Below are 25674 nucleotides of genomic sequence, written 5' to 3'. Positions count from 1 at the left end.
GCCCGCTAACCGGAACCAATCCGGTTGATGAACAGTTTGGGCCGGGATGGGACGCCAAAAGGAGGATTTCTAATGAAACGCCAACCACGGATTCTGGCAGGCACGGCACTTGGCCTGTTGATGGCGTCCGCGCCGTTGGGCGCATTCCCGCTGCAAGGCAACGCCGCGTTCGGCCCGCCGCAGCGTGCCGCAACGCCGTTGATCCTGGCGCAATCGAATTGCCCCGAAGGCGAGTCGGCGGAAGGCTGCGCACAGCAGGCGGAACCGGAGCAGAGGCCTCGCAAGAAGCGCGAGCGGCAGAGCGAATCAGCTCCCATGGAGCAGGCGGCGCCTTCCGGGGACGAGCAAGAGGGCAATCAACGCAGAAAGAAGCGCGACCGGCAGCAGCAGATTGAAGCCGCACCCGCCGAACAGGCCGCCCCGGCCGAAGAGCAAAAACCGCGCAGAAAGAAGCGCGACCAACAGCAGATCGAAGCAGCACCGGCCGATCAGCCAGCCGAACAACTCCAGCCGCGCAGAAAGAAGCGCGACCGGCAGATCGAAGCAGCACCGGCCGAGCAGCCAGCAGAACAGGCGGCGCCTGCGAGCGACGAACAGCAGCCCAAGCCGCGCAGAAAGAAGCGCGACCGGCAACAGCAGATTGAAGCCGCACCCGCCGAACAGCCAGCCGAACAGGCCGCGCCTGCGAACGACGAACAGCAGCCCAAGCCACGCAGGAAGAAGCGCGACCAGCAACAGCAGATCGAGGCCGCACCCGCCGAAGAGCCCGCCGGGCAGGCGGCGCCTCGCGAAAAGGCCGCACCTGCAAATGACAACGAGCAGGTCACGCCGCGCAGGAAGAAGCGGGACCAGGATCAGCAGATCGAAGCCGCACCATCCGAACAGCCGGCCAAGAAGGAAACACCCGCCGGCGAGCCTGCCCCGCAGGCCGAGCCGCTTCCCACTCCAACCGACCGGCAAGCGGCTCCTGCCGAGGGCGAACAGCCTTTGGACCAAGCCAGAAAGCGCGGCAAGAAGCCTATCGGCGAACAGCCGGTGACGGGAGAGCAGCCCACAACCGGCGAGCAGCCCGCCGAGGGCGAACAGGCCGCGCCCGCCGAAGGGGAAGGTCCGGCCCAGGGCGAGGCTCCCGTGTTCGACAGCCAGAAGGATGCCGTGCGCAAGCGCAGAGGCGGCAGGGACAACGCGCAAGAGACGGGCGGCCAGGACGCGGGCGGTCAGCCCACCCAGCAGAACGGCGAGCAGGCGGAAGCCCCGAAGCCGGCTCCCGTCGACCAGGGACCGCCGCCCACCGACGACAGGGCGGCCCAGCAGGAGCTCAAGCTTGAGAGGATGGTTCCGGTGACGGAGGAAAAGGGCAAACGCGTTGAGCGTGCGCCCGACGATGAGGACATTCGCCGCCGTCCACGCCCGCGCGGGGTCGACGTCGTCAGGGAACTCGGCGACCGCGTTATCCTCCAGTTCAACAACCAGACGATCGTGGAAAGCGACGATGCCCCGCGCATGCACCGTGGCGCGAGGAACGTCTACTATGAGGAGCTGTCGGGCGATCGCACCCGGGAAATCGTCGAGCGTGACAATGGAATCCAGATCGTCACCATCCGCAACCGCTACGGCGACGTCATCCAGCGTTCACGCATCGCGCCCGACGGACGCGAATATGTGCTGAGCTATGTCGACGAGCGGTACTATGACGACGATAGCGACTGGCGCGATCCGGGCGACGACCTGCCGCCGATTCGGATCGACATTCCGCGCGAGGAGTACATTTTGGACGCCGAAGACATCGAGGATCCGGGCGACTACTATACCTTCCTCGAACAGCCGCCGGTGGAGCGGGTGCAGCGCCTCTACTCGATCGACGAGGTCAAGCGCTCGGCCCGCGTGCGCGACATCGCCCGCCGCATCGACCTCGACACGCTGAACTTCGAATTCGGCTCAGCCTCGATCCCCGAAACCGAGGTGCAGAAACTGGAAGGCGTCGCCAGCGCGATGGAGAAGCTGCTCGAGAAGAACCCGGCGGAAACCTTCCTGATCGAAGGCCATACCGATGCCGTCGGCAGGCCGGAGGCGAACCTCGCTCTATCCGACCGTCGCGCGGAGGCTGTCGCCGAAGCCTTGACCAATGCCTTCAGCATCCCGCCGGAGAACCTGACGACACAGGGCTATGGCGAGGAGTATCTCAAGGTCAACACGTCGGAGCCTAACCACGAGAACCGTCGCGTCGCCATCCGCCGCATCACCTCGCTGGTGGCGCCGGTCGCTAGCGCGAATTAGGCCATGGTCCCTAAAAGTGGAAACCGGTTTTCGGAAAGACCATGGCCAACTTTAAAGCAACGATTCCAGAAACCTGAACTGGTTTCTGGAATCTATACGGGAAGACGTAGCCCACCCCGGTTTCACCGGGATGGGCGATTTCCGGGAATGAGCCGAGGGTAAAGGAGAATGTAGGTCGCGATTTTGACCAGGGATTGAATCGCGAGGTCGTCCACCCCAGATTCTGTACAGGGCTTCCCTGCCCTGTCCCGACTCCAGCGGGACACATGAGCCCCGCCGGTGTCCCCTCCCCGGCGGGGTTTTCGTTTCGGGCTCGGTGTTGAACTGAAGCCTTGCGAGGCCCAGATAATTCCTCACGGTGGCCCTCCGCCTCAAAGCCAACAAGGCCGAGGAGTGAGAGCGGCGCCCGGTGCCCGTCAGTAGATACTTTTGATGTTGGTTTCCGAATTGGCAAACACCTCGTCGGGCACGAAGAAGTCACCGGCGAGCGGACCTGTCGCATCAGGCGCATAGATCGAAAAATCGCTGACGCCTTCGGCGCGCAGCACCTCCTCGTCGATGTAGAAATTGCCGGTCGCCTCGCGCGACGGCCTAAGCAGGATCGCATGCGCGGCATCGGCCATGACGTCGGGCGAACGGCTCATCGCTGCCACCGTCGCCCCGCCCAGGAGATTGCGCACCGCTGCCGTATCGATCGTCGAGATCGGCCACAGCGAATTGACGGCGATGCCGTCCCGAGCGAACTCCGCGCTCATGCCCAGCGTGCACATGGACATGCCGAACTTGGCCATCGTATAGGCGACATGGTTCTTGAACCATTTGGCCTTCACGTCGAGCGGCGGCGCCAGATTCAAGATGTGAGGATTGGCAGCCAACTTCAGGTGCGGAATGCACATTTTGGAAACCAGAAACGTGCCGCGCGTGTTGATCTGATGCATCAGATCGTAGCGCTTCATGTCGGTTTCCAGCGTGCCGGTAAGCTGGATGGCGCTGGCATTGTTAATGCAGATGTCGATGCCGCCGAATTTTTCGACGGTCCGGGCGACCGCCTCGGCCACCTGCTCCTCCTCGCGTATGTCGCATAATGCCGGCAGCGCCTTGCCACCGGCCTGCTCGATCTCTTGCGCCGCCGTATAGATGGTGCCCGGCAGCTTCGGGTGCGGTTCGGCGGTCTTGGCCGCGATCGTCATATTGGCGCCGTCGCGCGCAGCGCGCAGCGCGATCGCCAGCCCGATGCCGCGCGACCCGCCGGAGATGAACAGCGTCTTTCCCTTGAGTGACATATCCTTCCGCCTCCCTTGCAAATCTGTTGGTAGCGATCCTTGCCCGCGCCGTCGCAGGATACAAGAGCGGGGAGCATCGAGGGATGGTGACGCTGCGGAGGCGCGACGAATCCATGGACTCAACAGCGGAGAGTATATATTCTGTAAAAATAGGTGGAATATAGAATGGCCCTGTCGATCAAGAACACGGAAGTCGAGCAATTGGCGCGGGAACTTGCCCGCCGCCGTCGCGTGTCGGTGACGGAAGCGATCCGCCAAAGCCTCGAGCGCGAAGTTGCGCGCGAGCGGCTTGTGCCGCGCGACGAGGCCGACGACCTTTTTCAGCGATTGATGGCGATTTCCGACAGTGCGGGAAAAATCCCCAAACGAGAAAATGCAATGACCGACGACGAAGTCCTCGGTTACGACGAGTTCGGGATCCCGACGAAATGATCATCGATTCCTCGGCCCTTGTCGCCGTTCTGCGCGCGGAGCCTGATCACGAGCGTTTCGTGCTGGCCATCGCACAGGCCAAAAGGCGGCTGTTGGCCGCACCAACGTTTCTTGAAACGACGATGGTTCTCGCCGGCGGCTGGCAGGATGAAATTCTTGATCGCCTCGACTCCTTCCTGCGCGTGGCCTCGATCGAGACGATCGCCTTCACCGCCGACCACGCAGCCGTCGCCCGTCAGGCCTTTCTGCGCTATGGCAAGGGCCGGCATCCGGCCGCTCTCAACTTCGGCGACTGCATCTCCTATGCCACGGCTCGCCTCGAAGCCATGCCGTTGCTGTTCAAAGGCGACGATTTCCGGCTGACGGATATCGAACCGGCTGTGTAGTCCATCGTCACACCAGCACCAAGCCTTGCCGCATGGCGATGGCGATCGCGTCGGTGCGGTTGGCCGCACCGAGCTTGATCAGGATCGCCGCGACGTGGAACTTCGCCGTATGCACGGAGATATTCAAGCGCCGCGCGATCACCTTGTTGGGCGCGCCCTCGGCCAGCAGTGCCAGCACTTCGCTCTCGCGCGGAGAAAGCGCCGGCCTGGCAATTCCATCGTCGACCGCCTCCTCGTCCAACGGGTCGCCGTCATGGAAGGCGAAATCATCATCATGCCGGCCAGGCACGCGGCGGCCGCCGCCTGAAATCCTGTAACCCGCCGCGGCAAGCCGGACGGCAGCGGCAACCAACAGGTAGTCAGTCGCCGGCGGCAGGACGGCGAAAAGATTGTCGTCTGGCGGCTCGTGGCCGGTCCGCCGGGACAGCAGCACCCGAGGTATGGCGGGATCGATGGCCAGGCCTTGCAGGTTCCGCTCGTCGACGACAGCGACGTCCGCTCGCTCGCCGCCATCGCTGCTGCCGGCCGTGACAGGCAGCAGATCCCCGCTCGCGGCGAGCGCGGAAGACAGGTGCTCGGCATGCGCCGCATCGCCAAGCGCGATCAGCACGGTTAGCCGCCGCTCCGCCACCACGCCATCCGCGGTCCTGTCCCTTATGATCGCCTCAACAGCCATCGATCCTCTCAGCTCAGCGGCTTTTCGCCGATGGTCAGCACGACATCGCGCTGTTCGCCGCCGCGCACCACGCCGAGCGTCACCGACGCGCCGGCGCTGTCCGGCCCGAGCCTGCGGATCAGTTCGCGCGGACCATGCACCGCCTCGCCGTTCCACGACACGATGATGTCGCCGAGATGCAGGCCGGCGGCTTTTGCCGGGCCATTGTCGTCGAGGCTCATCACCATGGCGCCATGCGAGTCGCCGCTGCGGATCGGGTGCAGGCCGGCGCCGAGATAGCCGCGCGCGACATGGCCCTTCTCGCGCAGCGTCGCAACCGCCCGTTCGATCGTCTCGTAAGGCATGACCAGCGCCCGCCGGCGCGGCCCGAACAGGAGCATGCCGATCAGTGCGCCCTTGGCGTCGAGCACCGGGCCGCCCTCGAAACGGCCGCCGGCATTGACGGCCAGATTGATGCGCCGGTCGATCGTGCCGCCGCGCATTGAGCGCCAGGCCGGACCGACCTCACCGACCGTGCCGAATGCGGCGAGCGTCGCACCGTCGCTATTGCCCACGGCGATGGCCAGATTGCCCGGCTGCACCGAGCCTGCCTTGGCCAACGGCGGCACGTCCGGCGCGCCGGTCGGCTTCAGAAGTGCGGTGCCAGTGGACGGATCGCGGCCGACCAGCTCAGCCTTCACCTTGTCGCCCGAAAAAAGCGTCAGCTCGATCTCTTCGCCGGCCTCCACCGCCTCCTCGGCAGTGACAAAATAGCCGTCGCGCCAATGGAAGGCGGTCGCCGTGCGATGCTGATGCGTGGCGAAGCTCGCCGTCACCGGCGCCGCTGCTGCGGCGATATCGGCGATGGCGTCGGAAAATGCGCTCAGATTGAAGTCGCTCATGATGGTCTCCTGGGTTTTTATCGCATCGGCCCGAAAATCGGAATCGATTTTCGGAAAGCACGATGCGAGAACTCAAAATCTTAGAGCGTACTTTGAGCGTCCAATGGACGCTCGTCGCTCTACCCCAGATATCGCTTGGCAGCGCATTCGCCGGTACTCGCCTGACGGCTAGTTGGGCGTTGGACTGGCCATCTGGTCAGGTCGCGACCGATCCGGCCGCTCCGCACATATAGGCATCCTTCATCTTGCTCTAAAGACACGGAGCCCTGCCATGTCCCTCCCCGCCCAGCAATTGCAATTCGACGATGCGCTGCTCGATGATTATTCGGCAACGGTTGCCGATGCTGTGGACCGCATCGGCCCCGCCGTCTGCCGTATCGAACGCATCGGTGGTGCCGGCGGCCAAGGCTCCGGCTTCGTTATCACGCCCGACGGGCTGGTCGTCACCAACTACCACGTGGTCGGCGATGCCCGCACCGTCCGCGTCACCATGCCGGACGGCGCCTCCAGGGAAGGCCGTGTTCTCGGCCGCGACCCCGACACCGACATCGCGCTGGTGCGTGCCGACGGCAGCTTTGCCGATATCGCGCCGCTCGGCGATTCCAAGCGCCTGCGGCGCGGCCAAATCGCCATTGCCATCGGCAACCCGCTCGGCTTCGAATGGACCGTCACATCAGGTGTCGTCTCAGCGCTCGGCCGCTCGATGCGTGCCGCCACCGGCCGGCTGATCGACGACGTCATCCAGACCGACGCAGCACTCAACCCCGGCAACTCAGGCGGACCGCTGGTGTCGTCGGCGGGCGAGGTCATCGGCGTCAACACCGCCATGATCCATGGCGCGCAAGGCATCGCCTTCGCGGTTGCCTCCAACACCGCCAATTTCGTCATTTCGGAGATCATCCGCTTCGGCCGCGTGCGCCGCGCCTTCATCGGCGTCTCGGCAGATACGACAAACCTGCCGCGCCGCGCCGCCCTTCTGTCGCAAGTGTCGAGCAGCACGGCCGTGCGCCTGCGCAGCGTCGAGGCGAACAGCCCGGCGGCCAAGGCCGGCCTCAGGGAAGGCGACACCATCGCCGTCATCGACGGACGCCCGGTCACCGGCGTCGACGATCTGGTGCGCATCCTCGATGCCGAGCGCATCGGCCGCGAGACACTGTGCACGGTGGTGCGCCGCTCCGGCATCACTCAGGTCACGGTGATGCCGGTGGCGCGAAACTGACTACCGCGTCGGCCCGAAAATCGAAATCGATTTCCGGAAAGCACGATGCGCAGATTCAATGTGTTAGAGCGTGGTTTGTGCGTCCAAGTGGACGCACGTCGCTCTATCGCGGTGCAAAGATCCGGCCGAGCAGCGAAACCAGCAGCACGGCCAGTTCGCCGGTCGGATCGAGGTCCGGATCGAAAATGGTCATATCCATTCCGGTGCAGCGCGGATTCGCTACCAGCGCCGCGAGGATGGCGACGAGATCGTCGGGATCGATGCCGGGGCTGCCTGGTGAATCCACCGCCGGCATCACTGTCTGATCGAGCGCATCGACGTCAAAATGCAGCCAATAGGGCCAGCCGCTTCGCGCCAGCGTGGTCCAGGTCTTTTCCAGAACCTTTGCCGCGCCAAGCTCTCGCACGGCAAAGACGTCGATCAGCGTCATCGCGGTCGAATTGATGTCCGGCCAGGCGAAGTCGGGGTTTCGGTTCTCTCGTTCGCCGATCTGAATCACATGTTCGTCCGCAACAAGCGGGCTTGCGATATCAGGCCAGTCGGTCAGCAGCGGCTCGCCACGTCCGGTGGCGAGCGCAAGGTCCATGCCGGCGGCCGAGCCGAGCGAAGCGTTGATGTCGTAGTTGCCCGGATGGCGGAAATCGCTGTGGCCGTCGACATGGACCAATGCCAGCGGACCGGATCGCCGTGCAGCAGCCAGTGCGCCGAGCAGGACCGCACAGTCGCCGCCGACGACCAGCGGGAACTCGCCTCGCCCCAGCGCGCCGGCAACAACTTCGGCGAGGCCGAGATTGAAACCGCGTATCGCGTTGCCGTTGCGCAGCCGGGTGCCCGGCTGCGGCTCCGTGCTATAGGCGGGCCGATCAAGATCAACCACTTTGAGGGGCGAAAGCGTCTCGATCAAGCCAGCTTCGGTCAACGCCTGCGGCGCACGCCACGTCCCCGGTATATGACCTGGCCGCAGTGGGCGGAGGCCAAGGTTTGAGGGTGCGCGGACAAGGCAGATTTCACGCATGGAATAGGTCCAAGGCTGACGAGCCTCAGCATAGACCGCAAAGACATGACCGGCCACGCGGCTGGAGCCTTCACGTCACATCTACAGACAGTTCCTGCCAGCAGCTATCCCGCTTAGCCCGCCGCCGCCCCTTCAACAAACTGCTCCAGAAACTCCGCGCTCGGCGGGATCGGCTTGATCACGTCGATCAGCACGCCATTGGGATCTCTGGTGATAAAATGGCGCTGGCCGAAGGGTTCGTCGCGGAGCGTTCGCAGGATCGGCAGGCCGGCAGCAAGGATCCGCTCGTAGACTGCATCCGGGTCTCTGACTTCGAAATTGATCAGCAGGCCGGAGGTACGGCCGCGCCCTTCTTCCGGGATCGTTTCGTGATCGCCCTGGACGATGCCGAGATTGACGCGGCGATCCTCGGCGGATTGCAGATGCACGTACCAGTCGCTCTCGAACAGCGGCTTGAAGCTGAAGTGCTTGATATAGAAGGCTTTCGTGCCGGCAACGTCGCCCGTCATCAGCACTGGATAATAGCTCGTCGTCTTCATCTTTCCTTCTCCCGTCAAATAACATACAGTCTGCATGTAAGTTGAATTAACATACAGGCTGCATGTATGCAACAGGAATCCGCGCGCCGCTCCAACCGCGATCGCACCGAAGCGACGCGCGCCGACCTGATCGCCGCGGCGCGAAAGCGGTTCACCGAAAAGTCCTATGCAGAGACCGGCACGCCGGAGATCGTGGATGCGGCCGGCGTCACGCGCGGCGCTCTCTATCATCACTTTGCCGACAAGCAGGCGCTGTTTGCCGCGGTGGTCGAGCAGGAGGCGGCTGCTGTGGCGCAAGAGATCGAGCGCGCCTCACCGCCCTCGCTGTTTGCCCGCGATGCGCTGATCGCTGGTTCGGATGCCTACCTTGCCGCCATGCGCGCACCTGGCCGCACCCGGTTGCTGCTGCTCGACGGACCGGCCGTGCTCGGCCGCGCCGCCATGGACGAAATCGACAACCGCCACGGCAACCGCTCGCTTCGCGAGGGCCTTGTGGCGGCAATGCGCGCGCAGACCATGGTGAGGTTGCCGGTGGAAGCGCTGACCGCGCTACTCGCCGCCGCCTTCGACCGTGCTGCTCTTGCGGTCGAAGCAGGCGCCGAAACCGGCCCCTATCGCGAGGTGCTTGTCGCCCTTATCGACGGACTGTCTCCAGCTCTTCCTCAGGCAGCTGGCCCGGCTCAAGCTCGTTGAAGCAGCCAAGCTGGCGCTTGAACTCGTAGATCAGCCAAGCCGCCGCCGGTTTCGGATTGCGGTCGGCGCGATGCATGGCATAGAGCGCTGCCCGCACCTCACTGTAGGGCTCTAGGTCGAGTTCGACCAACCGACCGCTTGCCAGATCGTCGGCGATCAGCCAGCGCGGCAGCCCGCCCCAACCCAACCCTTCGCGCATCAGCGCATGCTTGGTGCGCACATCGGTCAGCCGCCAGGTGCGGTAGGCAAAGACGCCGTAGTCGCGCCCCCGCGTGCGCTCCGACTGGTCGCTGACGACAAGCTGGATATGTTCGCGCACCTCCTCGAGCGGCACCGGCCGTGGAAGCAGCGCCAAGGGGTGGCTGGGCGCGGCAGCGGGCACCAAAGTGGTGAAGCCGATCCGCAAAAGGTTGACGTCGGCTTCGCCCAAAATGCCGCCAACGCCGAGATCGGCCTGTCCGCCCACGACATGGTCAAGGATCAGGCCGAGCGAGCCTATATGCAGGCGCAACATCACGGTCGGAAACTGCGCCTCGAATGCCTTCAGCACCCGAACCAGTACCGGCAATGGCAGCGTCACGTCGACCGACATACTGACTTCCGCCTCCAGCCCTTGCTTATGGCCGTCGACACGCGAGCGGATGCGCTGCAGCATGCCGACCATGCGCCGCGCATCTTCCAGCGTCGCCCGGCCGACATCGGTCAGCTGCGGTTCGCGCGTGCCCTCGCGCTCGAAGAGCTTCAGCCCAAGCTGCGCCTCCAGATTGGCGATGGCGTAGCTGATGACCGATTGCGCGCGGTTGAGCTTGCGGCCGGCGGCGGAGAAGCTGCCGGTATCGGCGACGGCCACAAGGATCTGGAGTTGGTCGAGCGTCGGATTGGGTTGCAATGCCTTATCCAGATTGTAGATGGATTATATAGAAAATATACCAGTTTTTCAAATGGGTCGATGGACCCATATCTGGCGGGACAAATCATTCCAATCCTGGAGAGCCCGCTATGTCCATCCTTCTTGTCACGTCGAGCCCGCGCGGCACTGCCTCACATTCCACCCGCATCGCCACCGAGCTCGCGGAAAAGCTGCTCGCCGCCGATCCCTCGGCCAAGCTGGCCGTGCGCGACCTTGTCGCCAACCCGCTGCCGCATATCGATCCGGACTATTCGACCGGCATCTTTACGCCCGTCGAAGCCCGCACCCAGCGCCAGGCCGAAGTCGTCGGCGTTTCCGACGCCGTGCTGGATGAGCTGTTTGCGGCCGACACCATCATCCTGGCCACCGGTTTCATCAATTTCGGCATCTCGTCGACCCTGAAATCCTGGGTGGATCACGTCGCCCGCTCCGGCAAGACTTTCGCTTATGGCGAGGATGGCCCGAAGGGGCTCGTCACCGGCAAGAAGGTCTACATTGTCCTTGCCTCGGGCGGCATCTATTCGGAAGGCGCCGCCGTGCAGTTGGACCACGCCATCCCTTACCTGCGTAGCGTGCTTGGCTTCATCGGCATAACCGACGTCGACGTCATCCGCATCGAAGGCGTCAGCATGGGTCCCGAGGCCATCACGGCCGCTCTGGCCAAGGCATCCGCCAAGGTGGATGCCTTGGTGGCCTCGACCGGAGCGGTCGCCACTGCCGCGTAGAGCGCGAGCAACTGCTAACCAGAATTGAAAAAGGCAGGCGCCCGGCGCCTGCCTTTTTGCCATCCGCCTGATGCCCGACGAGGCGTCGGCAGATCCTACAGCTCAAGGGCAGCGACAAGGCTTTTCTGACGTCGCTCCGAAGTCGCGCGACATCGCCATTTGCCAGGCTAACCGAACATCTTCTCGCCCTGCTCGTCGACGAGCTGGATGCCCTTCTTGATCGAGATGTCGACAGCGTCGTCGAGCCCGGCAAAACGGTCGGCGCGGATGAATTTGTGCTCCTTCATCACGCCGTCGATTTCCTTCGAAACCACCCCGCAGGTCTGGTATTGGCCCTCCGCCTTGTAGGGCGTGGCGCTGATCAGAAATCCCTTGTGCTCGATCTGCTTTGCCGGTGCAGCGCTTTTTGGCTCGCCCACGTCACTGCCGCCACCGCCAAAAAGACGCTTCAGAAAAGACATGGGGTATCCTCCAACGCAATCATCCTGCATCACATAGCGTGGTGCAGGATGATTTTCACTAGCGGTCCTTAGGCAAACGGGCAAGGGGCCGCATCCGGCCCGGCCTACCAGAGATCAGTCGCGTGACAGCGCTTCCAGGGCTTCGGCGGCCCCTTCCAATATTCTGATCGCCTCGGCCTGTTTTTCAGCCGGCGCATCGACGATGTCACCGAGGGCTGCGCGCAGCCGGTGGCGCACTGCGCGGAATTCGTCGCGCTTTTCCGAACGGCCTCGGCCGCGCCGTCCGCCATCCTCGCCATCGTCGTTCCAGCCGAACCAGTCGCGCGCCTTTGCCATCTTGCGGCCGAAACGCTCGAGATGGTCGAGCACATGGTCGATCATCTCGCGATTGTCGTTGAGATGCGCCTGCCCTGCCTCGGTAATCGAAAACACCTTCTTGTTGCCTTCCGCCGACGAGACGGCATAGCCGGCCTCTTCCAGGAACGTCAGCGTCGGATAGACCACCCCCGGGCTCGGGCTGTAGACGCCGCTGGTGCGCTCCTCCAGCGCCTTGATGATGTCGTAGCCGTGGCGCGGAGCCTCGGCCAGCAGCGACAGCGTGATCAGTTTGAGATCGCCGTCGGCCAGCATGCGTCCGGCGCGGAACATGTCGCCCGGCCCGCCGCGGCCGCCGCCCCTCATGCCGTGGCCAAATGGGCCGAAGCCGCCGCCACGGCCGCCGAACTTGCCGGCCATATGCATGAAAACGCGCTCGGCGCGCTCCCCGAAATGATGATGTCTGTGCATTGTCTGCTCCTTGAGTTATGTCTTACGATATATCTTAATTAGGCGTGTGAGACGATTGAATCAAGATATATCTTACGATGTAACTTAATTCCGCGCCGCAGGATTGAAGGCGCGCATTTGCGGCCCGGAGTCAGTTCCGGCCTTTCGATGAAGGATGTCTGTGCCGGCTACCAGCGACCCTTGCGCCGGTTCCAGGCATAGAGAAGATCGGCGAAGCGATCATAGGCATAGCGCGTCAACGGCAGCGCGACGCGGTTGCCGAACAGCGCCGCCAGCCAGCCATGGCCCGGTGTTGCCAGCCAGACGGCAATTGCGACGTCGGCGCCGACCAGCAGTTTGCCGTCCGCATCGGTTGCATGCAGCCGGCGGCGGATGTCCTCCAGCGACACGCCGTATCCGGCCAGCGCCGACGGCTCGGCATTGATGTCGCGAAACGCTATCCGCCCGGCCTTGATCGCCTCGACCAGCCGCCGCTTCTGCCTGACGATGCCGGCATCGCAAACCGGACAACGGGTGTTGTACCAGATGGTCAGCAGAGGCTTGGGCATGTGTTTAGCGACCTGAAGGGCTGCGCTGACTATCCGGGAAATGTCCTCGCCCCGCAACGTCCGGACCAGCCTGGCCGCGACGCGGCATCTTGCCGACGAATTGCGGTCTGAAAAGTCAGAATTTGTAGCCGAAGCGCTCGAAATCCCTGAAATAGAGCCGTCGCACGATGCTTTTCGCCTCGTCATCGTAGACCGCGCGATAATCGTAAGGTGTATTGACGTTTGACCGGGGAAGCTTCACCTCGCCCGGCAGATCGAGTCGTTCGACCAGCGCATTAAATTGCTCGGCCAGTGTTTCAAACCGCAAAATCTCGTCGATGATGAGGTTTCCGTGCCTGTCCGAAATCCAGCTCGTCTGGTCCACCCGCACAAGCCGGTTCTTGCGTTCGAGATAGCGCAGGAAAGCCTTGAAATCCAAGACCCTGGCTCTGTGCCAGCGCCGGCCGGAGAGATAGTCGCGGCGGAAATAATAGGTCGAGACCGCAAGTTCGAAAGGGTTGCGCACGACGGCGAATTTGTAGGCGCTATCATAGATCTCCGCCGGCAGCTTGTGCTTCACCCAGCTTGCTTTGTCATGCTGCCTGAGGAACGCATTTTGAGGCGTTTCGCGCACGGGAAGATGTGACAGCAGGCGACGCCATTGCGTTCGCTGCGGTCTCAAGCTCCACGGACTTAGCGCACGGGTGAGCGAGGTCCCGGCGGTCTTCGGGATATGGATGAAAATGAAGTTCTTTTCGAGCGAAAGCAGCATTCTTCCTCATGATCGGCGGATCGGGCGCCGTCAAGCGGCGCCCGACCTTCCGATATCAGGAACTCGGCCTTGCGCGGGTCTGTAGCCGCGCAGCGTCTCACCCGAGCGAGGCGATGATCTCGCGATAGGCCAATTCCGGGAAAGCCTTGAGCGTCCGCGTCCTCACGTTACCGCCTGACGCCAGCATCAGCGAGAAACGAGCGAGCACCGCGTCGTCGGGCGCTTCGACGATCGCCACCATATCGCATTCGCCCATGGTGAGATAAAACGCCCTGAATGAGCCGCCCATGTCTCCCAGCAGCTTCTTGGCGGCATCGAGCCGCTTCGGCGACTCGCGCACATTTTTGGCGCCCTGCTCCGTCCAGTTGATCAGCACGATATAGTTCGTCATGCACACCTCCCTCCGGGGCCTCGGAGCACGGCGTCACTGCCGGGGCGGGCATCCGGGTTTGTCGCCCAGAAAATGCATCCGACACGAGATTATCCTCCCACAGCAGGTGTGCTGCAAGAACAACCGCACCGTCTGCGAGACAATCTCTGTGCCGCGAACGAAAAAGGGCGCCGCAGCGCCCTTCAAATTGCTTATCCGGTACCCCGGCATCAGCTGTCGAGGAAGCTCCGCAGCTTGCGCGAGCGGCTCGGGTGCTTGAGCTTGCGCAGCGCCTTGGCTTCGATCTGGCGGATACGCTCGCGGGTCACCGAGAACTGCTGGCCGACTTCTTCCAGCGTGTGGTCGGTGTTCATGCCGATGCCGAAGCGCATTCTGAGCACGCGCTCTTCGCGCGGGGTGAGCGAAGCAAGCACCCGCGTCGTCGTTTCGCGCAGATTGGCCTGGATCGCCGCATCGATCGGCAGGATCGCCATCTTGTCCTCGATGAAATCACCGAGATGCGAATCCTCCTCGTCGCCGACCGGCGTTTCGAGCGAGATCGGCTCCTTGGCGATCTTCAGCACCTTGCGCACTTTTTCCAGCGGCATGGCGAGCTTTTCCGCCAGTTCCTCCGGCGTCGGCTCGCGGCCGATCTCGTGCAGCATCTGGCGCGAGGTGCGTACGATCTTGTTGATCGTCTCGATCATGTGCACCGGAATGCGGATAGTGCGCGCCTGGTCGGCGATCGAACGGGTGATCGCTTGCCGGATCCACCATGTCGCGTAGGTCGAGAACTTGTAACCGCGCCGGTATTCGAATTTGTCGACCGCCTTCATCAAGCCGATATTGCCTTCCTGGATCAGATCGAGGAACTGCAGGCCGCGATTGGTGTATTTCTTGGCGATGGAAATGACGAGGCGCAGATTGGCCTCCACCATTTCCTTCTTGGCGATCGCGGCTTCGCGTTCGCCCTTCTGCACTTGGTTGACGATCTTGCGGAACTCGAGGATCGAGATCGCCGTTTCGGTAGCGAGGTTCTGGATCTCGGCGCGCAGGTCGCGGATCGCATCCTTCTCGTTCTTGGTGAATTCCTTCCAGCCGCGCGAGGTCAGATTGCCGATCGAGCGCGTCCAGTTCGGATCGAGCTCCGAGCCCTGATACTCCTTCAGGAATTCCTCGCGGCGCACGCCATAGCTTTCGGCCAGCCGCAACAGCTTGCCTTCATTCTGCACCAGGCGCTTGTTGATGTCGTAGAGCTGCTCGACCAGCGCCTCGATGCGCGCCGTGTTTAGGGATAGCGACTTCACCGCCTTGATCAGCTGGTCCTTCAGCTCCTTCAGCCGGCGGTCCTGGCTGGGCGACAGCGTGCCGGCTGCGGCCAGCCGGTTCTCGACCTGCTGGTCCTGCAGCTTGCGCAACTTCTTATAGGTGTCGGCGATGACGTCGAGCGTCTCCATCACCTGCGGGCGCAGTTCCGCTTCCATCGCCGCCAGCGACAGGCTGGCCTCGTCCTCGTCTTCCTCGTCGTCATCAGTCAGACCGCGCGTGTCGGCGCCGACATTGGTGATGTCGTCCTCGTCCTCGCGTGAACGGCGCGGCTTTTCCTCGGTCTTGGCTTCCTCAATCCGCTCGACCACCGGCGCCTGCTTGGCCTCCGGACCGGCATAGGTCGCTTCGAGGTCGATGATCTCGCGCAACAGGATCTTCGATTCATTGAGCTCGTCACGCCAGATGATGATGGCCTGGAACGTCAGCGGGCTTTCGCACAGGCCCGCGATCATCGTCTCGCGGCCGGCCTCGATGCGCTTGGCGATCGCGATTTCGCCCTCGCGCGACAGAAGCTCGACCGAGCCCATCTCGCGCAGATACATGCGAACCGGATCGTCGGTGCGATCGGTCGGCTCTTTCTTGGTGGTCGTCGCGGCAACGGCGGTGCCGGTCTGCTCGGCCAGCTCGTTGGCGTCTTCCTCGGCGTCGGCAGCCGCATCGGCGGCTTCGGGCTCCTCGCCCTGCTCGTCGTCCTCGACCACGTTGATGCCCATGTCGGAGAGCATGGCCATCGTGTCCTCGATCTGCTCGGAGGTCACTTCCTCCGAGGGCAGCACCGAATTCAGTTCATCCATGGTGACATAGCCGCGCTTCTTGGCGGCCTTGATCATCTTCTTGACAGCATCGTCGGAAAGGTCGAGCAGAGGGCCATCGGTGGCGCCTTCGCGTTCGGTCTCGACCTCTTCCTTTTCTTTTGTCGCCATTCTTTATTTTCTCCAAGCGGCTAAGTATCAAGCCGCGTAAGCTGCCGTACCGGTTAAATCAGATGCGCTCGCTCTTGAGCGCGCTTCCCCGGGCCAGTAACTGCATCTCTCGTTAAGTCCAGATTAACCCTGGTATCTGTGGCAGGCCGAATGCCTGTCCAGTGACCGGTACCTCACATCGCTGCACTTCCCGTCGACGCCGGCGCGGGTTAACGTTTCGAATCGTCCTGATTCCGTCATTCTGCCAGAAGGTCAAGCGCCTCTCGCATGATTCGCATGAAAAAAGCGAATCAATTACCCGACTTAAAGCGCCCCGGCTGATTCGACGCGCAAGCACGGTCCTGCACTTTCACCCTTTCGTAAGCTTCGACCTACGCCCGCCCGGCCCTGCCCGAGGACACACCGAACCCTTCGATCAGCGCTTCCGTTGCTTGCACGTCACGAAATTGCGCCTGGATCTCGATGAGATGCCGGTAGTTTTCATCCGTGGGATCGCTGGCGAGCGCCGCTTCCGCCTGTTTCAGCTCCTTATGTAAGGTGCGCGCGCTGCGCTGCAAGTGGAGAGCTTGGCTGAAGGCGTCGCGGGCATCGTCAAGTCCGGCGGTTTCCAGCGCCGGCCATTGCCGCGCCCGCTTGATCAGCGCCACCGCGCGCGCCCAGATTTCGCCGCAGCCGGCCCGTTCGATCGTCGCGATCACCGCGTTGCGGTCGTTGGCCATGTCATGGGCCATCGCGTCGAGAATGGCCGCGTGCAATCGCTTCAGATCGGTGTTGGCGAGGTCGAGGAACTCGACATGGGCGAAATTCTCGTCGATCAGCGCCGGATGATTAACAAGAGCTGCAATGATCGTCGCCTCGCGCACCGACATTCCCTCGCTGCTGCGCTTGACCAGCGCCGAACGGCCGAGGCTTTCGGTGATCGCGGTACGTCCACCGCCGCCGCGTGCGAACTGTCCGCCAGGAGCTGAGCCCTTGCCCTGAAAGCGCTCGCCGGGCCGCCCACCTTGACGCCCATCTTGACGACGCTCTTGGCGCCCGCGCTGGGCACCAAAAAAGCTTAGCACCCGCTCGCGCATTTCCTGTTGGTAGTGATAGCGCAAGCTCTCGTCGCGGATGCGGCTGGTCAGTTCGCGCAGCGTCTTTTCCAGTTCCGCCCGCCGCTCCGGCGTGTCGAAGATGCCGCCGGCCGTTTCGCGCACCCACAAAAGGTCGGCGAGCGGCCGCGCCTCGGAAAGCACGGCGCGAAACGCGTCCGGCCCATCGGCCTTGACCAGATCGTCGGGATCCTTGCCTTCGGGCAGAAGAGCAAAGCGCACCGAGCGGCCTGCCTGAACCGCCGGCAGCGCCATATCGGCGGCGCGCCATGCCGCCTTCAGTCCGGCCTGGTCGCCGTCGAAGCACAGCACCGGCTCGCCGGCCATGCGCCACAGGAGCTCGAGCTGATTTTCGGTCAGCGCGGTGCCGAGTGGCGCCACGACATTTTCGAAACCGGCCTGCGCCAGCGCGATCACGTCCATATAGCCTTCGACGGCGATGACCGTGCCGCCCTTGGCCAGCGCCCCCTTTGCCAGCGCTTGGCGCGCACGGGCGAAATTGTAGAGCACATTGCCCTTGTGGAAGAGCTCGGTGTCGGGTGAATTCATGTATTTGGCGAGCGCATCGGCTGCCAGCGCCCGCCCGCCAAAGGCGATTATCTTGCCTCTGGAATCCGGAATCGGGAACATAATGCGGTCGCGGAACCAATCGTAGGAAACCGGAACGTCGTCGCCATGGCGCACCAGCCCGCATGCCTCGATGTCGGCCTTGGGCACGCCCTTGGCGGCAAGATGCTCCTTCAGCGCGTTGCGGCTGTCCGGCGCATAGCCGAGCCGGAACGATTGCTGCGTCGCCGGCGTCAGCCCTCGGTCGCGCAGATAGGCGCGGGCTTTTGCGCCTTCCGGTCCCTGCAGCCGCTCCTGGAAGAAAGCGGTCGCCATCTCCATGACATCGGTCAGGCTGGCGCGTTCCTTTTCGCGCCGCTCCTCCTGAGCATCGCGAACCGGCATCGGCACGCCGGCCAAGTCGGCGATCTTCTCGACCGCTTCAGGAAAGCTCATTCCGTCGAGTTCAGTCAGGAACTTGAAATGGTCGCCCGAAACCGAGCAGCCGAAGCAATGGTAGCGGCCCTTCTTGTCCTCGCAATGGAAGGACGGGCTCTTCTCGCCATGAAAGGGACAGCACGCCCAATAATCGCCGCGCGGCGCGTTGGTCTTCTTCCTGTCCCACGCCACGCGCTGGCCGATCACCGATGAAATCGGCACGCGGTCGCGTATCTCGTCGAGGAAGGCAGGTGGAAAGCGCATCGGGAACGGCTCGTTTGCCCTCCATATAATCACGCCGGCGAAGCCCGACGACTCCTAATGCGCAACCATACCCGGTTTTCACAGGGCACAAAGAAGGCGGCCTCTGCGGGCCGCCTTCTTTCCTATTCCGGCAAAGTGCCGGTCGACCTTTTGACGGTTAATGCGTGGCGATCGCGCCGAAGATGATGCCGGAGACGACGCTGACCAAGAGATAGTCGTTGCCGACGCGGATCCATTCCTGGCCACGGCCAGGACGACGCAGGCCATAGTGGCGATAGTCGCGGATCGGCTGGTGGCGCTTCCAGCTGGAATATTTCTGGCCGTTGCGCCAATGGTTCCTCTTCACGACGACTTTCTTCTTCACCACGACGCGCTTCTTCACGTCGACATGCTTGTCCGACGTCTTCCAGTCAACCTGGCTGTAGGTCGACTGCGGTGCATTCGGCGCGTTCAGCGGCGATGCCTGGCCCTGCAGGGACGTGGCAGCCAGCATCGAGAGGGCGACTGCGGAAAGAACGATGCGTTTCATGACTGGGTACTCCTTGGTTGTCGATGCCTGAGGAATAGAGCCCGAAGAATGAACCGGAACTGAACGTTCAGATTACGTTTTCGTAATGATTTCTTATATTTAGACTACCTAATTCAACACCCTGCTCAAACTGGATCTGAAGGTGTCGCCTGCTCTTGACCGCGCGGCCGTCCGCAAGCCGGCCGGCAATGCAACCATTTTGCGATCCATCCATTTCCGACACGCCCTGTCGCGCGCCAACAGCCACCCGAATTGGGCAAAATTTATTATCCGGCTAAAAGTAATCGGAGTAGTATCAACCCTTGCAATGTCCTTGATTCGCACCCTCTTTTGCCCCTTTGCCATCACGATGCCCGCATCGCTGGCGCGTCGGATTGCGAGCCTGATATGAGCGGCTCTGTCGTTTTGCTGCATCTTGCCGGCGCGGTAGCGCTGATGCTGTTTGCCACCCGCCTGGTGAAGACAGGTGTCGAGCGCGCCTATGGCGATCTGCTGCGCCACAAGCTGCGCGCCACCATGCGCAATCCTTTCATGGCGGTTCTGGCCGGCTGCGGCTTGGCGATCGCGCTGCAAAGCTCCACCGCCGTCACCTTGCTGGTCGGCTCCTTCGCCGGCGCCGGCATCGTCAGCGGCATGTCGGGCCAGCTTGCCGTGCGCGGCGCCGAGATCGGCTCGGCGCTGGTGGTCAAGCTGCTCACCTTCGATCTTTCGCTGCTGGTGCCGATCTGCCTTGTCGCAGGCACCGTCATGTTCATGGCCACCGAGCGCCGCGACTGGCGCCAGTTCGGCCGTATCCTGGTCGGCATCGGGCTTTTGGTATTGTCGCTGGAGATGATCGGCCAGGCGTCGGAGCCGCTGCGCCAGAGCACGCTCATGCCGGTTATCGTCGACTACTTCTCCGGCGACCCGGTCACCGCCTATCTCCTGGCGGCGCTGGTCACCTGGCTGTTCCATTCCTCGATCGCCGCCGTCCTGCTGATGGTGACGCTGGCCGGCCGCGGCTTCATCCCGCCCGAACTCGGCATCGTGCTGGTGCTCGGCGTCAATCTCGGCTCGTCGATCATCGCGCCGCTGCTCACCCGCAACGCGGAACCGGGTGTGCGTGTCGTTCCGATCGGCAATCTCCTGATGCGCGGCATGGGCTCTCTGGCCATGCTGATCCTGTTCCTGTGGTCGAAGCCGCCGGTTGCCTTTCTCGGCGCCACCGTGCCCGACCAGATCGTCAACGCGCATATCCTCTTCAACATCCTGATCCTGGTTGCCGGCCTGCCCCTGGCCGGTCTCGTCTACCGCGCTTCGGAAAAGATCGTGGCGCTCGGCACCAAACCGGCGCCGGCCGACGCGCTCGACGTCGTCGAGCTGTCCGCGCTCAACGACAGCGCCCTGGACGTGCCAAGCCAAGCGCTGGCCAACGCCACCCGTGAAGTGGTGCGGGTCTGCGAGACGGTCGAGATCATGTTGAAGCGCATCATCGAGCTCTATGAGAGCGCCGACGCCGACAAGATCAAGGCGCTGGCGGCGCTCGACGACCGCGTCGACAAGAAGCACGCAGCGATAAAGCTCTATCTGGCCAAGGTCACCAAGAACCCGATGAGCGAGGACGAGGCGCTGCGCTGCCAGGAGTTGATCGGCGCCTGCGTCAAGCTCGAACAGGTCGGCGACATCATCGTGCGCAACATGCTGGTGCATGTCAGGAAGAAGCTCGAGCGCGGACTGGAATTCACGCCCGAGGGCTGGCGCGAACTTAGCGCCTTCCACGCTTCGGTGCTCGCCAACGCACGGCTTGCCTTCAACGTGCTGGTCTCGCGCGATCCCGAGACCGCCCGCCAGCTGGTGCTGGAAAAGGACCGGCTGCGCGAACGCGAGAAGGAGACCAGCGCCAGCCATTTCGTGCGGCTGCGCGACGGCACCGCCAAGAGCGTCGAGACCAGTTCCATCCATCTCGACACCATCCGCGACTTGAAGCAGATCAACTCGCTGCTCGCCTCGATGGCCTATCCCGTGCTCGAGGAGCGCGGCCTGCTCACCGGCTCGCGGCTGAAGGCCGGATAGGCGTTGACGCTGTTTCCTCTCTCCCTTGTTGTTGGGAGACGAAAAACCGCCGCAACCGCCCCCGATCAAGAAAACCTTAAGCGGCGTCGACAATTTCTGGATTGCCCGCGGCTTTCGTTCGTGATTTGAGGCCATCTCATCCAAGGATCGCCTTCCCGCGCCATGCTTCCCCTCATCGCCCTGTTCATCGCCGCATTCGCGTTCGGCACCACCGAGTTCGTCATCGCAGGCGTGCTGCCGCAGGTTGCGGATGGCCTTGGCGTTTCCATCCCGACTGCCGGCTACCTCGTCTCGGGCTACGCCGGCGGCATCGCGATCGGCGGACCGCTGCTGACGCTCGCCACCAAGGCGATTTCCCGCAAGGCCTTGCTGCTTGGCCTTGCCGCAGCCTTCACCATCGGCCAGGCCGCTTGCGCACTTGCACCCGACTTCGCCTCCATGTTGCTGTTGCGGATTGCGGTGGCCGTGGCGCACGGCGCCTATTTCGGCGTCGCGATGGTGGTGGCGGTCGGCCTGGTCCGCCAGGACCAGCGTGGAATGGCCGTTGCGCTCATCCTGTCGGGCCTGACGGTCTCCAATGTCATCGGCGTGCCGGCCGGCACGGCGATCGGCAATGTCTGGGGGTGGCGCGCGACGTTCTGGGTGATGTGCGCGCTTGGCATGGTATCCATCGCAGCAATCACCGCCCTGCTGCCGCGCAAGACGGGTTCGTCGCGCCAGTCCGTCAGCTTCGGCAGCGAGGTACGCGTGCTCGCACGCCAGCAGGTCTGGACATCGCTGATCCTCATGCTGATGCTGATGATCGGCCAGTTCGGCCTGTTCACCTACATCACACCGACGCTGTTTGAAATCACTGGCCTCGATGAGGACCTGGTGCCCTGGGTGCTCCTGCTCAACGGGGTCGGCGCGACGATCGGCGTCTTTCTTGGCGGGCGGCTCGCCGACTGGAAACTAATGCCGTCGCTCATCACCATGCTTTTCATGCAGGCGGTGACACTTGCCGTCATTTACGCCGTCAGCCCTTACCCGGTGCCGATGGTGGTGGCGATCATTATCTGGGGCGGTCTCAGCTTTGCCATCGGCACGCCGATCCAGACCCGTATCCTGACCTGGACGGCGGATGCCTCCAACCTCGCCTCATCGCTCATCCCGGCCGGCTTCAATGTCGGCATCGCGCTGGCCGCCTCGCTCGGCGCCGCCATGCTCAATGCCGGCTATGGCTATCGCAGCCTGCCGGTGGTTGGCGCCATGGCCATGCTGGTCGCTGTGGTAGTCGCATTTGCCTCGCATATCCAGGAGTGGCGCAGCAGTGCGACACCGCCTCTGCCGGCCGCAGCCGAATAGGCGGCGCCACGCCTCGTAGACGACAGACGTGCCTCGTCAGTTCGTCTCTTTCAGCACGTCGATGAAGGCGCGCAGGGCCGGCGGCACGAGGCGATGACCGGGATAGTAGAGGAATAGGCCGGGAATCGCCGGACACCAATCCTCCAACAGACTGACGAGCGCTCCCTGTTCGATGTAAGATTGAGCAGATTTGTCGGAGATATAAGCGACACCCAAACCAGCGACCGCTGCCTCAGCCATCAGTTCCATATGGTCGAGCGTAAGCACGCCCGGGACATCGATGGAGATTTCCTGGCCGTGTTTCTCGAATTCCCAGCGGTAGGGCTTGCCACTCGGCAGGCGGAATCGGATGCAGGTGTGATTCCTCAGGTCGTCCGGCACCCGAGGAATTTTGCGGGTGGCGAGATAGGTCGGCGAGGCGACGGCAATGAAGCGCGTCGCCCCACCGAAGCGTACCGCAACCATGTCCTGTGGCACGGCCTCGCCAAGGCGGATGCCTGCGTCGAAGCCTTCGGCTACAATATCGACCAGCCTTCCCTCGGTAACGAGGTCGAGCGAAACTTGTGGGTAGCGCGCAAGAAAAGCTGGCACAGTGGATTTAAGCAGCATTCGGGCTGCGATCTCGCTGGAATTGATCCGCAGCGTACCTGCTGGGAGGCTGCGGAAGTTGTCCACCTCCGCAAGGGCCGCGTCTATGTCCCGCAACAGCGGCTGCAGGCGCGCGACGAGCCGTGCGCCGGCCTCTGTCGGTGCCACGCTGCGCGTGGTGCGATTGAGCAGGCGCACGCCCATGTCCCGTTCTAACGCCCGCATCATGTGACTGAGCGTCGAGGGCGATAGTCCGAGATCGTCCGCCGCCTTGCGAAAGCTGCGGTGGGAGACAATTGCCGCAAGCGCGGTCAGCTCGGGAAGCCCGGGTCCACTCATGGGAAATGTTCATCAGCTCGTGCAAGATTGGGTGGATAGTACCATGAATTGGAAGGAATATCTTGCGTGGAGATAGCCGCGATCACGCGGCTTGGCGAATAAGGACTTCTCCCATGACCAAGATTTCTCCCGCGACCAGGACCTGGTTCATCACCGGTACCTCCTCTGGCTTCGGGCGGCTCCTGACGGAAACGCTTCTGGCCCGCGGCGACCGGGTGGCCGCGACCGTGCGCAAGCCGGAGGCGCTTGCCGGCCTGAAGGCAGATTACGGCGATCGCCTTTGGATCGCCTCGCTTGACGTAACCGACACCGAGGCAATGCGCCGGACGATCGACAAGGCTTTTCACGATCTGGGCCGCATCGATGTCATTGTCAGCAATGCGGGCTATGGCCTGTTTGGCGCGGCGGAAGAATTGGACGACGACCAGATCCGCCATCTGATCGATACCAACCTCATCGGCTCGATCCAGCTCATCCGCGCCGTTCTCCCGCATCTAAGAAAACAGGGCGGCGGCCGGATTCTGCAAATCTCCTCGGAAGGCGGACAGATGGCTTATCCTGGTTTCAGCCTCTATCACGCCACCAAATGGGGCATCGAAGGCTTTGTCGAATCCGTTCGACAGGAGGTGGCGCCGTTTGACATCACCTTCACGATCGTCGAGCCCGGGCCGACGCGGACAAACTTTGCGGCCGGTTTGGTTAGTGCCAAGCCTACGGGCGCCTATGTGAATACGCCGGTCGGTGACCTGCGCGGGGCTTTTGCCGAAGGCTCCTTCGAGGTAAAGGGCGATGCGCAGAAGATGGTCGAAGCGATGGTAGCCTCAGTCGAACAGAACCTCGCTCCCCCGCGGTTGACGTTCGGCGCCGCCGCCTATGCCTCGATCAGCAGCGCGCTCCAGGGCAGGCTCGCCGAACTCGAAGCCCAGAGGGATACTGCATTGTCGATGGATTTCGACAGCTGACGGATGAGGTCAGGTTGACTTGCCAACGCTGCGGCAGCGTTGGCTGAAAACCTGCGGACCAGATTTTACAAATCGATCCGGTAGCGCAGGCTTTCGGCACCGCCATAGGCAGCGTCCTCGAAGAAACGCCCGACGAGCCGGCCGCCATTGGCCAGCACCACCTTCTGCGAGGCGAGATTACCCGGCTTGGCGGTGATCTCGACGAAGGGCAGGCCGAGCGCCCTCGCCTCGCCGAGCATCAGCCGCAGCGCCTCGGTCGCATAGCCGCACCGCCGCTTCCACGGCACCACCGCATAGCCGATATGGCCGAGCACATGCGGCGGCAGCTCGGCGGTGCCGCGTTGCCAGCGAAAGCCGATCGAGCCAGCGACTTCGCCGTCCCAGATCCAGCGCCGGAACCCCGGCAGGCGTGGCACTTTCGTCCCATCGGGCAAGGTGATCGGACCAGCCCTGGCCTCGGGGTCGTCGAAACCGGCGAGGAAAGCCACCGGATCCTTTTCGATGGCCGCAAGCTGCTCGCGCACCGCCTCCATCAGCCGCACATTGTCCGGCGACCAGCCGCGCTCAAGGGCGGCCTTGTAGGACGGCAGATGTTCAAGCGCCGGTTTGACGAGTTCGATCATGACGTGCGACCGATCCGCTGGGCGTCCCCAGTCATCCAAGTCGATTCCCTGGCAAAAGGATAGACCGCTTGCCGCCGGCACGCATCCGTGCCGTTCGCCTCCGCGATGTCCGCCTGTGGGGAAGAACCTGTGGGCTTATGGGTTAGGGCAGAGATCGATAGGATTCGGAAGTTGATCTTCAGGGGCGGCTTTCTAAAATCAAGTATAATCGATGGGTCTACCACTGGAGTGAACACAATGGCCGGCAACACGTCTGAGAAGTCGGCGAAGGCCGCCGAGCGGGTCGCGACGAAGCCGACCCTCCTCTCGGGCGGCAACCCTCAGATCCCGAAGGGCTACGGCGATGCTCCCGTGCAGGCCTACATCGCGGCCATGCCGGGGTGGAAAAGCGATGTGGGGCGGCGCCTCGACGCGATCATCGTGCGCACCGTCCCCGGCGTGCACAAGGCAGTCAAATGGAACTCGCCTTTTTACGGCATCGAGGGCCAGGGCTGGTTTCTGTCGTTCCATGTCTTTACCCGCTACGTTAAAGTGACCTTCTTCCGGGGCACGTCGCTGCGCCCTGTTCCTCCCGGCGAGTCCAAGCACAAGGAAGTGCGCTACCTCGACGTCTATGAGGACCAACTCGACGAAGCTCAGTTCGCCGCTTGGGTGAAGCAAGCCAGCCAATTGCCCGGCGAACAACTGTGAG

General features: G+C 63.1%; 26 protein-coding genes. 10 read left to right on the top strand and 16 right to left on the bottom strand.

What is annotated here, in order from left to right:
* Positions 1–72: 72 nt before the first annotated feature.
* Positions 73–2277 carry an OmpA family protein gene (locus CIT25_RS38640; RefSeq protein WP_095488957.1) on the top strand — a complete coding sequence of 735 codons (2205 nt, stop codon included), beginning with the start codon at positions 73–75 and terminating at the stop codon, positions 2275–2277.
* Between the two features lie 416 nt (positions 2278–2693).
* Here CIT25_RS38640 and CIT25_RS31255 read toward each other — a convergent pair whose 3' ends face one another.
* Positions 2694–3560 carry an SDR family oxidoreductase gene (locus tag CIT25_RS31255; RefSeq protein WP_095488956.1) on the bottom strand — a complete coding sequence of 289 codons (867 nt, stop codon included), beginning with the start codon at positions 3558–3560 and terminating at the stop codon, positions 2694–2696.
* Positions 3561–3725: 165 nt separating this feature from the next.
* Between CIT25_RS31255 and CIT25_RS31250 the strand changes: the two genes are divergently transcribed.
* Together CIT25_RS31250 and CIT25_RS31245 are read left to right on the top strand one after the other, a co-directional pair.
* The gene (locus tag CIT25_RS31250) at positions 3726–3992 is read left to right on the top strand and encodes a type II toxin-antitoxin system VapB family antitoxin (protein WP_095488955.1); all 267 of its coding nucleotides are present in this window, start codon (positions 3726–3728) and stop codon (positions 3990–3992) included.
* Positions 3989–4378, top strand: coding sequence for a type II toxin-antitoxin system VapC family toxin (locus CIT25_RS31245; RefSeq protein WP_095488954.1), 390 nt, complete (start codon positions 3989–3991; stop codon positions 4376–4378). Before CIT25_RS31250 ends, CIT25_RS31245 begins: the two co-directional genes overlap by 4 nt.
* Before the next feature lie 7 nt (positions 4379–4385).
* On the opposite strand, the gene CIT25_RS37270 is transcribed toward CIT25_RS31245, so the two are convergent.
* Together CIT25_RS37270 and CIT25_RS31235 are read right to left on the bottom strand one after the other, a co-directional pair.
* The gene (locus CIT25_RS37270; protein ID WP_206073028.1) at positions 4386–5054 is read right to left on the bottom strand and encodes a response regulator transcription factor; all 669 of its coding nucleotides are present in this window, start codon (positions 5052–5054) and stop codon (positions 4386–4388) included.
* Positions 5055–5062: 8 nt separating this feature from the next.
* Positions 5063–5935 (bottom strand): S1C family serine protease, encoded by an 873-nt coding sequence (locus tag CIT25_RS31235; protein ID WP_095488953.1) that lies wholly within the window; start codon positions 5933–5935, stop codon positions 5063–5065.
* Between the two features lie 271 nt (positions 5936–6206).
* Here CIT25_RS31235 and CIT25_RS31230 point away from each other — a divergent pair, with 271 nt between their 5' ends.
* Positions 6207–7154 carry a S1C family serine protease gene (locus tag CIT25_RS31230; protein ID WP_095488952.1) on the top strand — a complete coding sequence of 316 codons (948 nt, stop codon included), beginning with the start codon at positions 6207–6209 and terminating at the stop codon, positions 7152–7154.
* Between the two features lie 103 nt (positions 7155–7257).
* Here CIT25_RS31230 and CIT25_RS31225 read toward each other — a convergent pair whose 3' ends face one another.
* Positions 7258–8169, bottom strand: a complete 912-nt coding sequence (locus CIT25_RS31225) for an arginase family protein (RefSeq protein WP_206073027.1) — start codon at positions 8167–8169, stop codon at positions 7258–7260.
* 113 nt (positions 8170–8282) lie between these two features.
* Complete coding sequence (locus tag CIT25_RS31220; protein WP_095488951.1) at positions 8283–8708, bottom strand: VOC family protein; 426 nt, start codon at positions 8706–8708, stop codon at positions 8283–8285.
* A gap of 66 nt (positions 8709–8774) precedes the next feature.
* On the opposite strand from CIT25_RS31220, the gene CIT25_RS31215 reads away from it, so the two are divergent.
* Positions 8775–9401 carry a TetR/AcrR family transcriptional regulator gene (locus CIT25_RS31215; protein WP_095488950.1) on the top strand — a complete coding sequence of 209 codons (627 nt, stop codon included), beginning with the start codon at positions 8775–8777 and terminating at the stop codon, positions 9399–9401.
* Here the strand turns inward: CIT25_RS31215 and CIT25_RS31210 are convergent.
* Complete coding sequence (locus CIT25_RS31210; protein ID WP_095488949.1) at positions 9343–10290, bottom strand: LysR family transcriptional regulator; 948 nt, start codon at positions 10288–10290, stop codon at positions 9343–9345. The two genes, CIT25_RS31215 and CIT25_RS31210, sit on opposite strands and share 59 nt — an antisense overlap.
* 110 nt (positions 10291–10400) lie before the next feature.
* Between CIT25_RS31210 and CIT25_RS31205 the strand changes: the two genes are divergently transcribed.
* Entirely contained in the window at positions 10401–11036 is a 636-nt protein-coding gene (locus CIT25_RS31205; RefSeq protein WP_095488948.1) for an FMN-dependent NADH-azoreductase, read from the top strand.
* Positions 11037–11203: 167 nt separating this feature from the next.
* Here the strand turns inward: CIT25_RS31205 and CIT25_RS31200 are convergent, their stop codons facing one another.
* The 8 genes from CIT25_RS31200 to CIT25_RS31165 all read right to left on the bottom strand — a co-directional run bounded on the left by CIT25_RS31200 (position 11204) and on the right by CIT25_RS31165 (position 19075).
* Positions 11204–11497 (bottom strand): HlyU family transcriptional regulator, encoded by a 294-nt coding sequence (locus tag CIT25_RS31200; RefSeq protein ID WP_095488947.1) that lies wholly within the window; start codon positions 11495–11497, stop codon positions 11204–11206.
* 114 nt (positions 11498–11611) lie between these two features.
* On the bottom strand, positions 11612–12283 hold the full coding sequence (locus CIT25_RS31195) for a PadR family transcriptional regulator (protein WP_095488946.1): 672 nt from the start codon (positions 12281–12283) through the stop codon (positions 11612–11614).
* A 167-nt stretch (positions 12284–12450) separates the two neighbouring features.
* On the bottom strand, positions 12451–12831 hold the full coding sequence (locus CIT25_RS31190; RefSeq protein ID WP_206073026.1) for a thiol-disulfide oxidoreductase DCC family protein: 381 nt from the start codon (positions 12829–12831) through the stop codon (positions 12451–12453).
* 115 nt (positions 12832–12946) lie between these two features.
* The gene (locus CIT25_RS31185) at positions 12947–13582 is read right to left on the bottom strand and encodes a sulfotransferase family 2 domain-containing protein (RefSeq protein WP_095488945.1); all 636 of its coding nucleotides are present in this window, start codon (positions 13580–13582) and stop codon (positions 12947–12949) included.
* A gap of 97 nt (positions 13583–13679) precedes the next feature.
* Positions 13680–13973 carry a GYD domain-containing protein gene (locus CIT25_RS31180; protein WP_095488944.1) on the bottom strand — a complete coding sequence of 98 codons (294 nt, stop codon included), beginning with the start codon at positions 13971–13973 and terminating at the stop codon, positions 13680–13682.
* 209 nt (positions 13974–14182) lie between these two features.
* Complete coding sequence (gene rpoD, locus CIT25_RS31175; RefSeq protein ID WP_095488943.1) at positions 14183–16204, bottom strand: RNA polymerase sigma factor RpoD; 2022 nt, start codon at positions 16202–16204, stop codon at positions 14183–14185.
* Positions 16205–16575: 371 nt separating this feature from the next.
* Positions 16576–18546 (bottom strand): DNA primase, encoded by a 1971-nt coding sequence (gene dnaG, locus CIT25_RS31170; RefSeq protein ID WP_095488942.1) that lies wholly within the window; start codon positions 18544–18546, stop codon positions 16576–16578.
* Positions 18547–18703: 157 nt separating this feature from the next.
* On the bottom strand, positions 18704–19075 hold the full coding sequence (locus tag CIT25_RS31165; RefSeq protein ID WP_095488941.1) for an RcnB family protein: 372 nt from the start codon (positions 19073–19075) through the stop codon (positions 18704–18706).
* A gap of 387 nt (positions 19076–19462) precedes the next feature.
* Here CIT25_RS31165 and CIT25_RS31155 point away from each other — a divergent pair, with 387 nt between their 5' ends.
* Positions 19463–21127: a Na/Pi cotransporter family protein gene (locus CIT25_RS31155; protein ID WP_095488939.1), complete on the top strand. Its 1665-nt coding sequence runs from the start codon at positions 19463–19465 to the stop codon at positions 21125–21127.
* Positions 21128–21289: 162 nt separating this feature from the next.
* The gene (locus CIT25_RS31150) at positions 21290–22471 is read left to right on the top strand and encodes an MFS transporter (RefSeq protein WP_095488938.1); all 1182 of its coding nucleotides are present in this window, start codon (positions 21290–21292) and stop codon (positions 22469–22471) included.
* A 36-nt stretch (positions 22472–22507) separates the two neighbouring features.
* Here CIT25_RS31150 and CIT25_RS31145 read toward each other — a convergent pair whose 3' ends face one another.
* Entirely contained in the window at positions 22508–23398 is an 891-nt protein-coding gene (locus tag CIT25_RS31145) for a LysR family transcriptional regulator (protein ID WP_095488937.1), read from the bottom strand.
* Positions 23399–23511: 113 nt separating this feature from the next.
* On the opposite strand from CIT25_RS31145, the gene CIT25_RS31140 reads away from it, so the two are divergent.
* The gene (locus CIT25_RS31140) at positions 23512–24360 is read left to right on the top strand and encodes an SDR family oxidoreductase (RefSeq protein WP_095488936.1); all 849 of its coding nucleotides are present in this window, start codon (positions 23512–23514) and stop codon (positions 24358–24360) included.
* 65 nt (positions 24361–24425) lie between these two features.
* On the opposite strand, the gene CIT25_RS31135 is transcribed toward CIT25_RS31140, so the two are convergent.
* Entirely contained in the window at positions 24426–24983 is a 558-nt protein-coding gene (locus CIT25_RS31135; RefSeq protein WP_095488935.1) for a GNAT family N-acetyltransferase, read from the bottom strand.
* A gap of 237 nt (positions 24984–25220) precedes the next feature.
* On the opposite strand from CIT25_RS31135, the gene CIT25_RS31130 reads away from it, so the two are divergent.
* Positions 25221–25673, top strand: a complete 453-nt coding sequence (locus tag CIT25_RS31130; protein WP_095488934.1) for a DUF1801 domain-containing protein — start codon at positions 25221–25223, stop codon at positions 25671–25673.
* The last annotated feature ends 1 nt before the right edge of the window (position 25674 follow it).

It is taken from the genome of Mesorhizobium mediterraneum, from assembly GCF_002284565.1.
In the GTDB taxonomy this organism is placed as follows: Bacteria; Pseudomonadota; Alphaproteobacteria; order Rhizobiales; family Rhizobiaceae; genus Mesorhizobium; species Mesorhizobium mediterraneum.
The sequence above is the reverse complement of the archived record's forward strand: the minus strand, read 5'-3'. Positions and strand labels throughout refer to the sequence as shown.

What these genes read in the sequence shown, in the direction of transcription:
- CIT25_RS31195 (WP_095488946.1), bottom strand. Translation starts at nt 12,283, where the DNA reads ATGCACAGACATCATCATTTCGGGGAGCGCGCCGAGCGCGTTTTCATG.
- CIT25_RS31135 (WP_095488935.1), bottom strand. Translation starts at nt 24,983, where the DNA reads ATGATCGAACTCGTCAAACCGGCGCTTGAACATCTGCCGTCCTACAAG.
- CIT25_RS31200 (WP_095488947.1), bottom strand. Translation starts at nt 11,497, where the DNA reads ATGTCTTTTCTGAAGCGTCTTTTTGGCGGTGGCGGCAGTGACGTGGGC.
- dnaG (WP_095488942.1), bottom strand. Translation starts at nt 18,546, where the DNA reads ATGCGCTTTCCACCTGCCTTCCTCGACGAGATACGCGACCGCGTGCCG.
- CIT25_RS37270 (WP_206073028.1), bottom strand. Translation starts at nt 5,054, where the DNA reads ATGGCTGTTGAGGCGATCATAAGGGACAGGACCGCGGATGGCGTGGTG.
- CIT25_RS31180 (WP_095488944.1), bottom strand. Translation starts at nt 13,973, where the DNA reads ATGACGAACTATATCGTGCTGATCAACTGGACGGAGCAGGGCGCCAAA.
- CIT25_RS31225 (WP_206073027.1), bottom strand. Translation starts at nt 8,169, where the DNA reads ATGCGTGAAATCTGCCTTGTCCGCGCACCCTCAAACCTTGGCCTCCGC.
- CIT25_RS31215 (WP_095488950.1), top strand. Translation starts at nt 8,775, where the DNA reads ATGCAACAGGAATCCGCGCGCCGCTCCAACCGCGATCGCACCGAAGCG.
- CIT25_RS31140 (WP_095488936.1), top strand. Translation starts at nt 23,512, where the DNA reads ATGACCAAGATTTCTCCCGCGACCAGGACCTGGTTCATCACCGGTACC.
- CIT25_RS31130 (WP_095488934.1), top strand. Translation starts at nt 25,221, where the DNA reads ATGGCCGGCAACACGTCTGAGAAGTCGGCGAAGGCCGCCGAGCGGGTC.
- CIT25_RS31155 (WP_095488939.1), top strand. Translation starts at nt 19,463, where the DNA reads ATGAGCGGCTCTGTCGTTTTGCTGCATCTTGCCGGCGCGGTAGCGCTG.
- CIT25_RS31245 (WP_095488954.1), top strand. Translation starts at nt 3,989, where the DNA reads ATGATCATCGATTCCTCGGCCCTTGTCGCCGTTCTGCGCGCGGAGCCT.
- CIT25_RS31190 (WP_206073026.1), bottom strand. Translation starts at nt 12,831, where the DNA reads ATGCCCAAGCCTCTGCTGACCATCTGGTACAACACCCGTTGTCCGGTT.
- CIT25_RS31165 (WP_095488941.1), bottom strand. Translation starts at nt 19,075, where the DNA reads ATGAAACGCATCGTTCTTTCCGCAGTCGCCCTCTCGATGCTGGCTGCC.
- CIT25_RS31235 (WP_095488953.1), bottom strand. Translation starts at nt 5,935, where the DNA reads ATGAGCGACTTCAATCTGAGCGCATTTTCCGACGCCATCGCCGATATC.
- CIT25_RS31185 (WP_095488945.1), bottom strand. Translation starts at nt 13,582, where the DNA reads ATGCTGCTTTCGCTCGAAAAGAACTTCATTTTCATCCATATCCCGAAG.
- rpoD (WP_095488943.1), bottom strand. Translation starts at nt 16,204, where the DNA reads ATGGCGACAAAAGAAAAGGAAGAGGTCGAGACCGAACGCGAAGGCGCC.
- CIT25_RS31255 (WP_095488956.1), bottom strand. Translation starts at nt 3,560, where the DNA reads ATGTCACTCAAGGGAAAGACGCTGTTCATCTCCGGCGGGTCGCGCGGC.
- CIT25_RS31150 (WP_095488938.1), top strand. Translation starts at nt 21,290, where the DNA reads ATGCTTCCCCTCATCGCCCTGTTCATCGCCGCATTCGCGTTCGGCACC.
- CIT25_RS31145 (WP_095488937.1), bottom strand. Translation starts at nt 23,398, where the DNA reads ATGAGTGGACCCGGGCTTCCCGAGCTGACCGCGCTTGCGGCAATTGTC.
- CIT25_RS31250 (WP_095488955.1), top strand. Translation starts at nt 3,726, where the DNA reads ATGGCCCTGTCGATCAAGAACACGGAAGTCGAGCAATTGGCGCGGGAA.
- CIT25_RS31230 (WP_095488952.1), top strand. Translation starts at nt 6,207, where the DNA reads ATGTCCCTCCCCGCCCAGCAATTGCAATTCGACGATGCGCTGCTCGAT.
- CIT25_RS31220 (WP_095488951.1), bottom strand. Translation starts at nt 8,708, where the DNA reads ATGAAGACGACGAGCTATTATCCAGTGCTGATGACGGGCGACGTTGCC.
- CIT25_RS38640 (WP_095488957.1), top strand. Translation starts at nt 73, where the DNA reads ATGAAACGCCAACCACGGATTCTGGCAGGCACGGCACTTGGCCTGTTG.
- CIT25_RS31205 (WP_095488948.1), top strand. Translation starts at nt 10,401, where the DNA reads ATGTCCATCCTTCTTGTCACGTCGAGCCCGCGCGGCACTGCCTCACAT.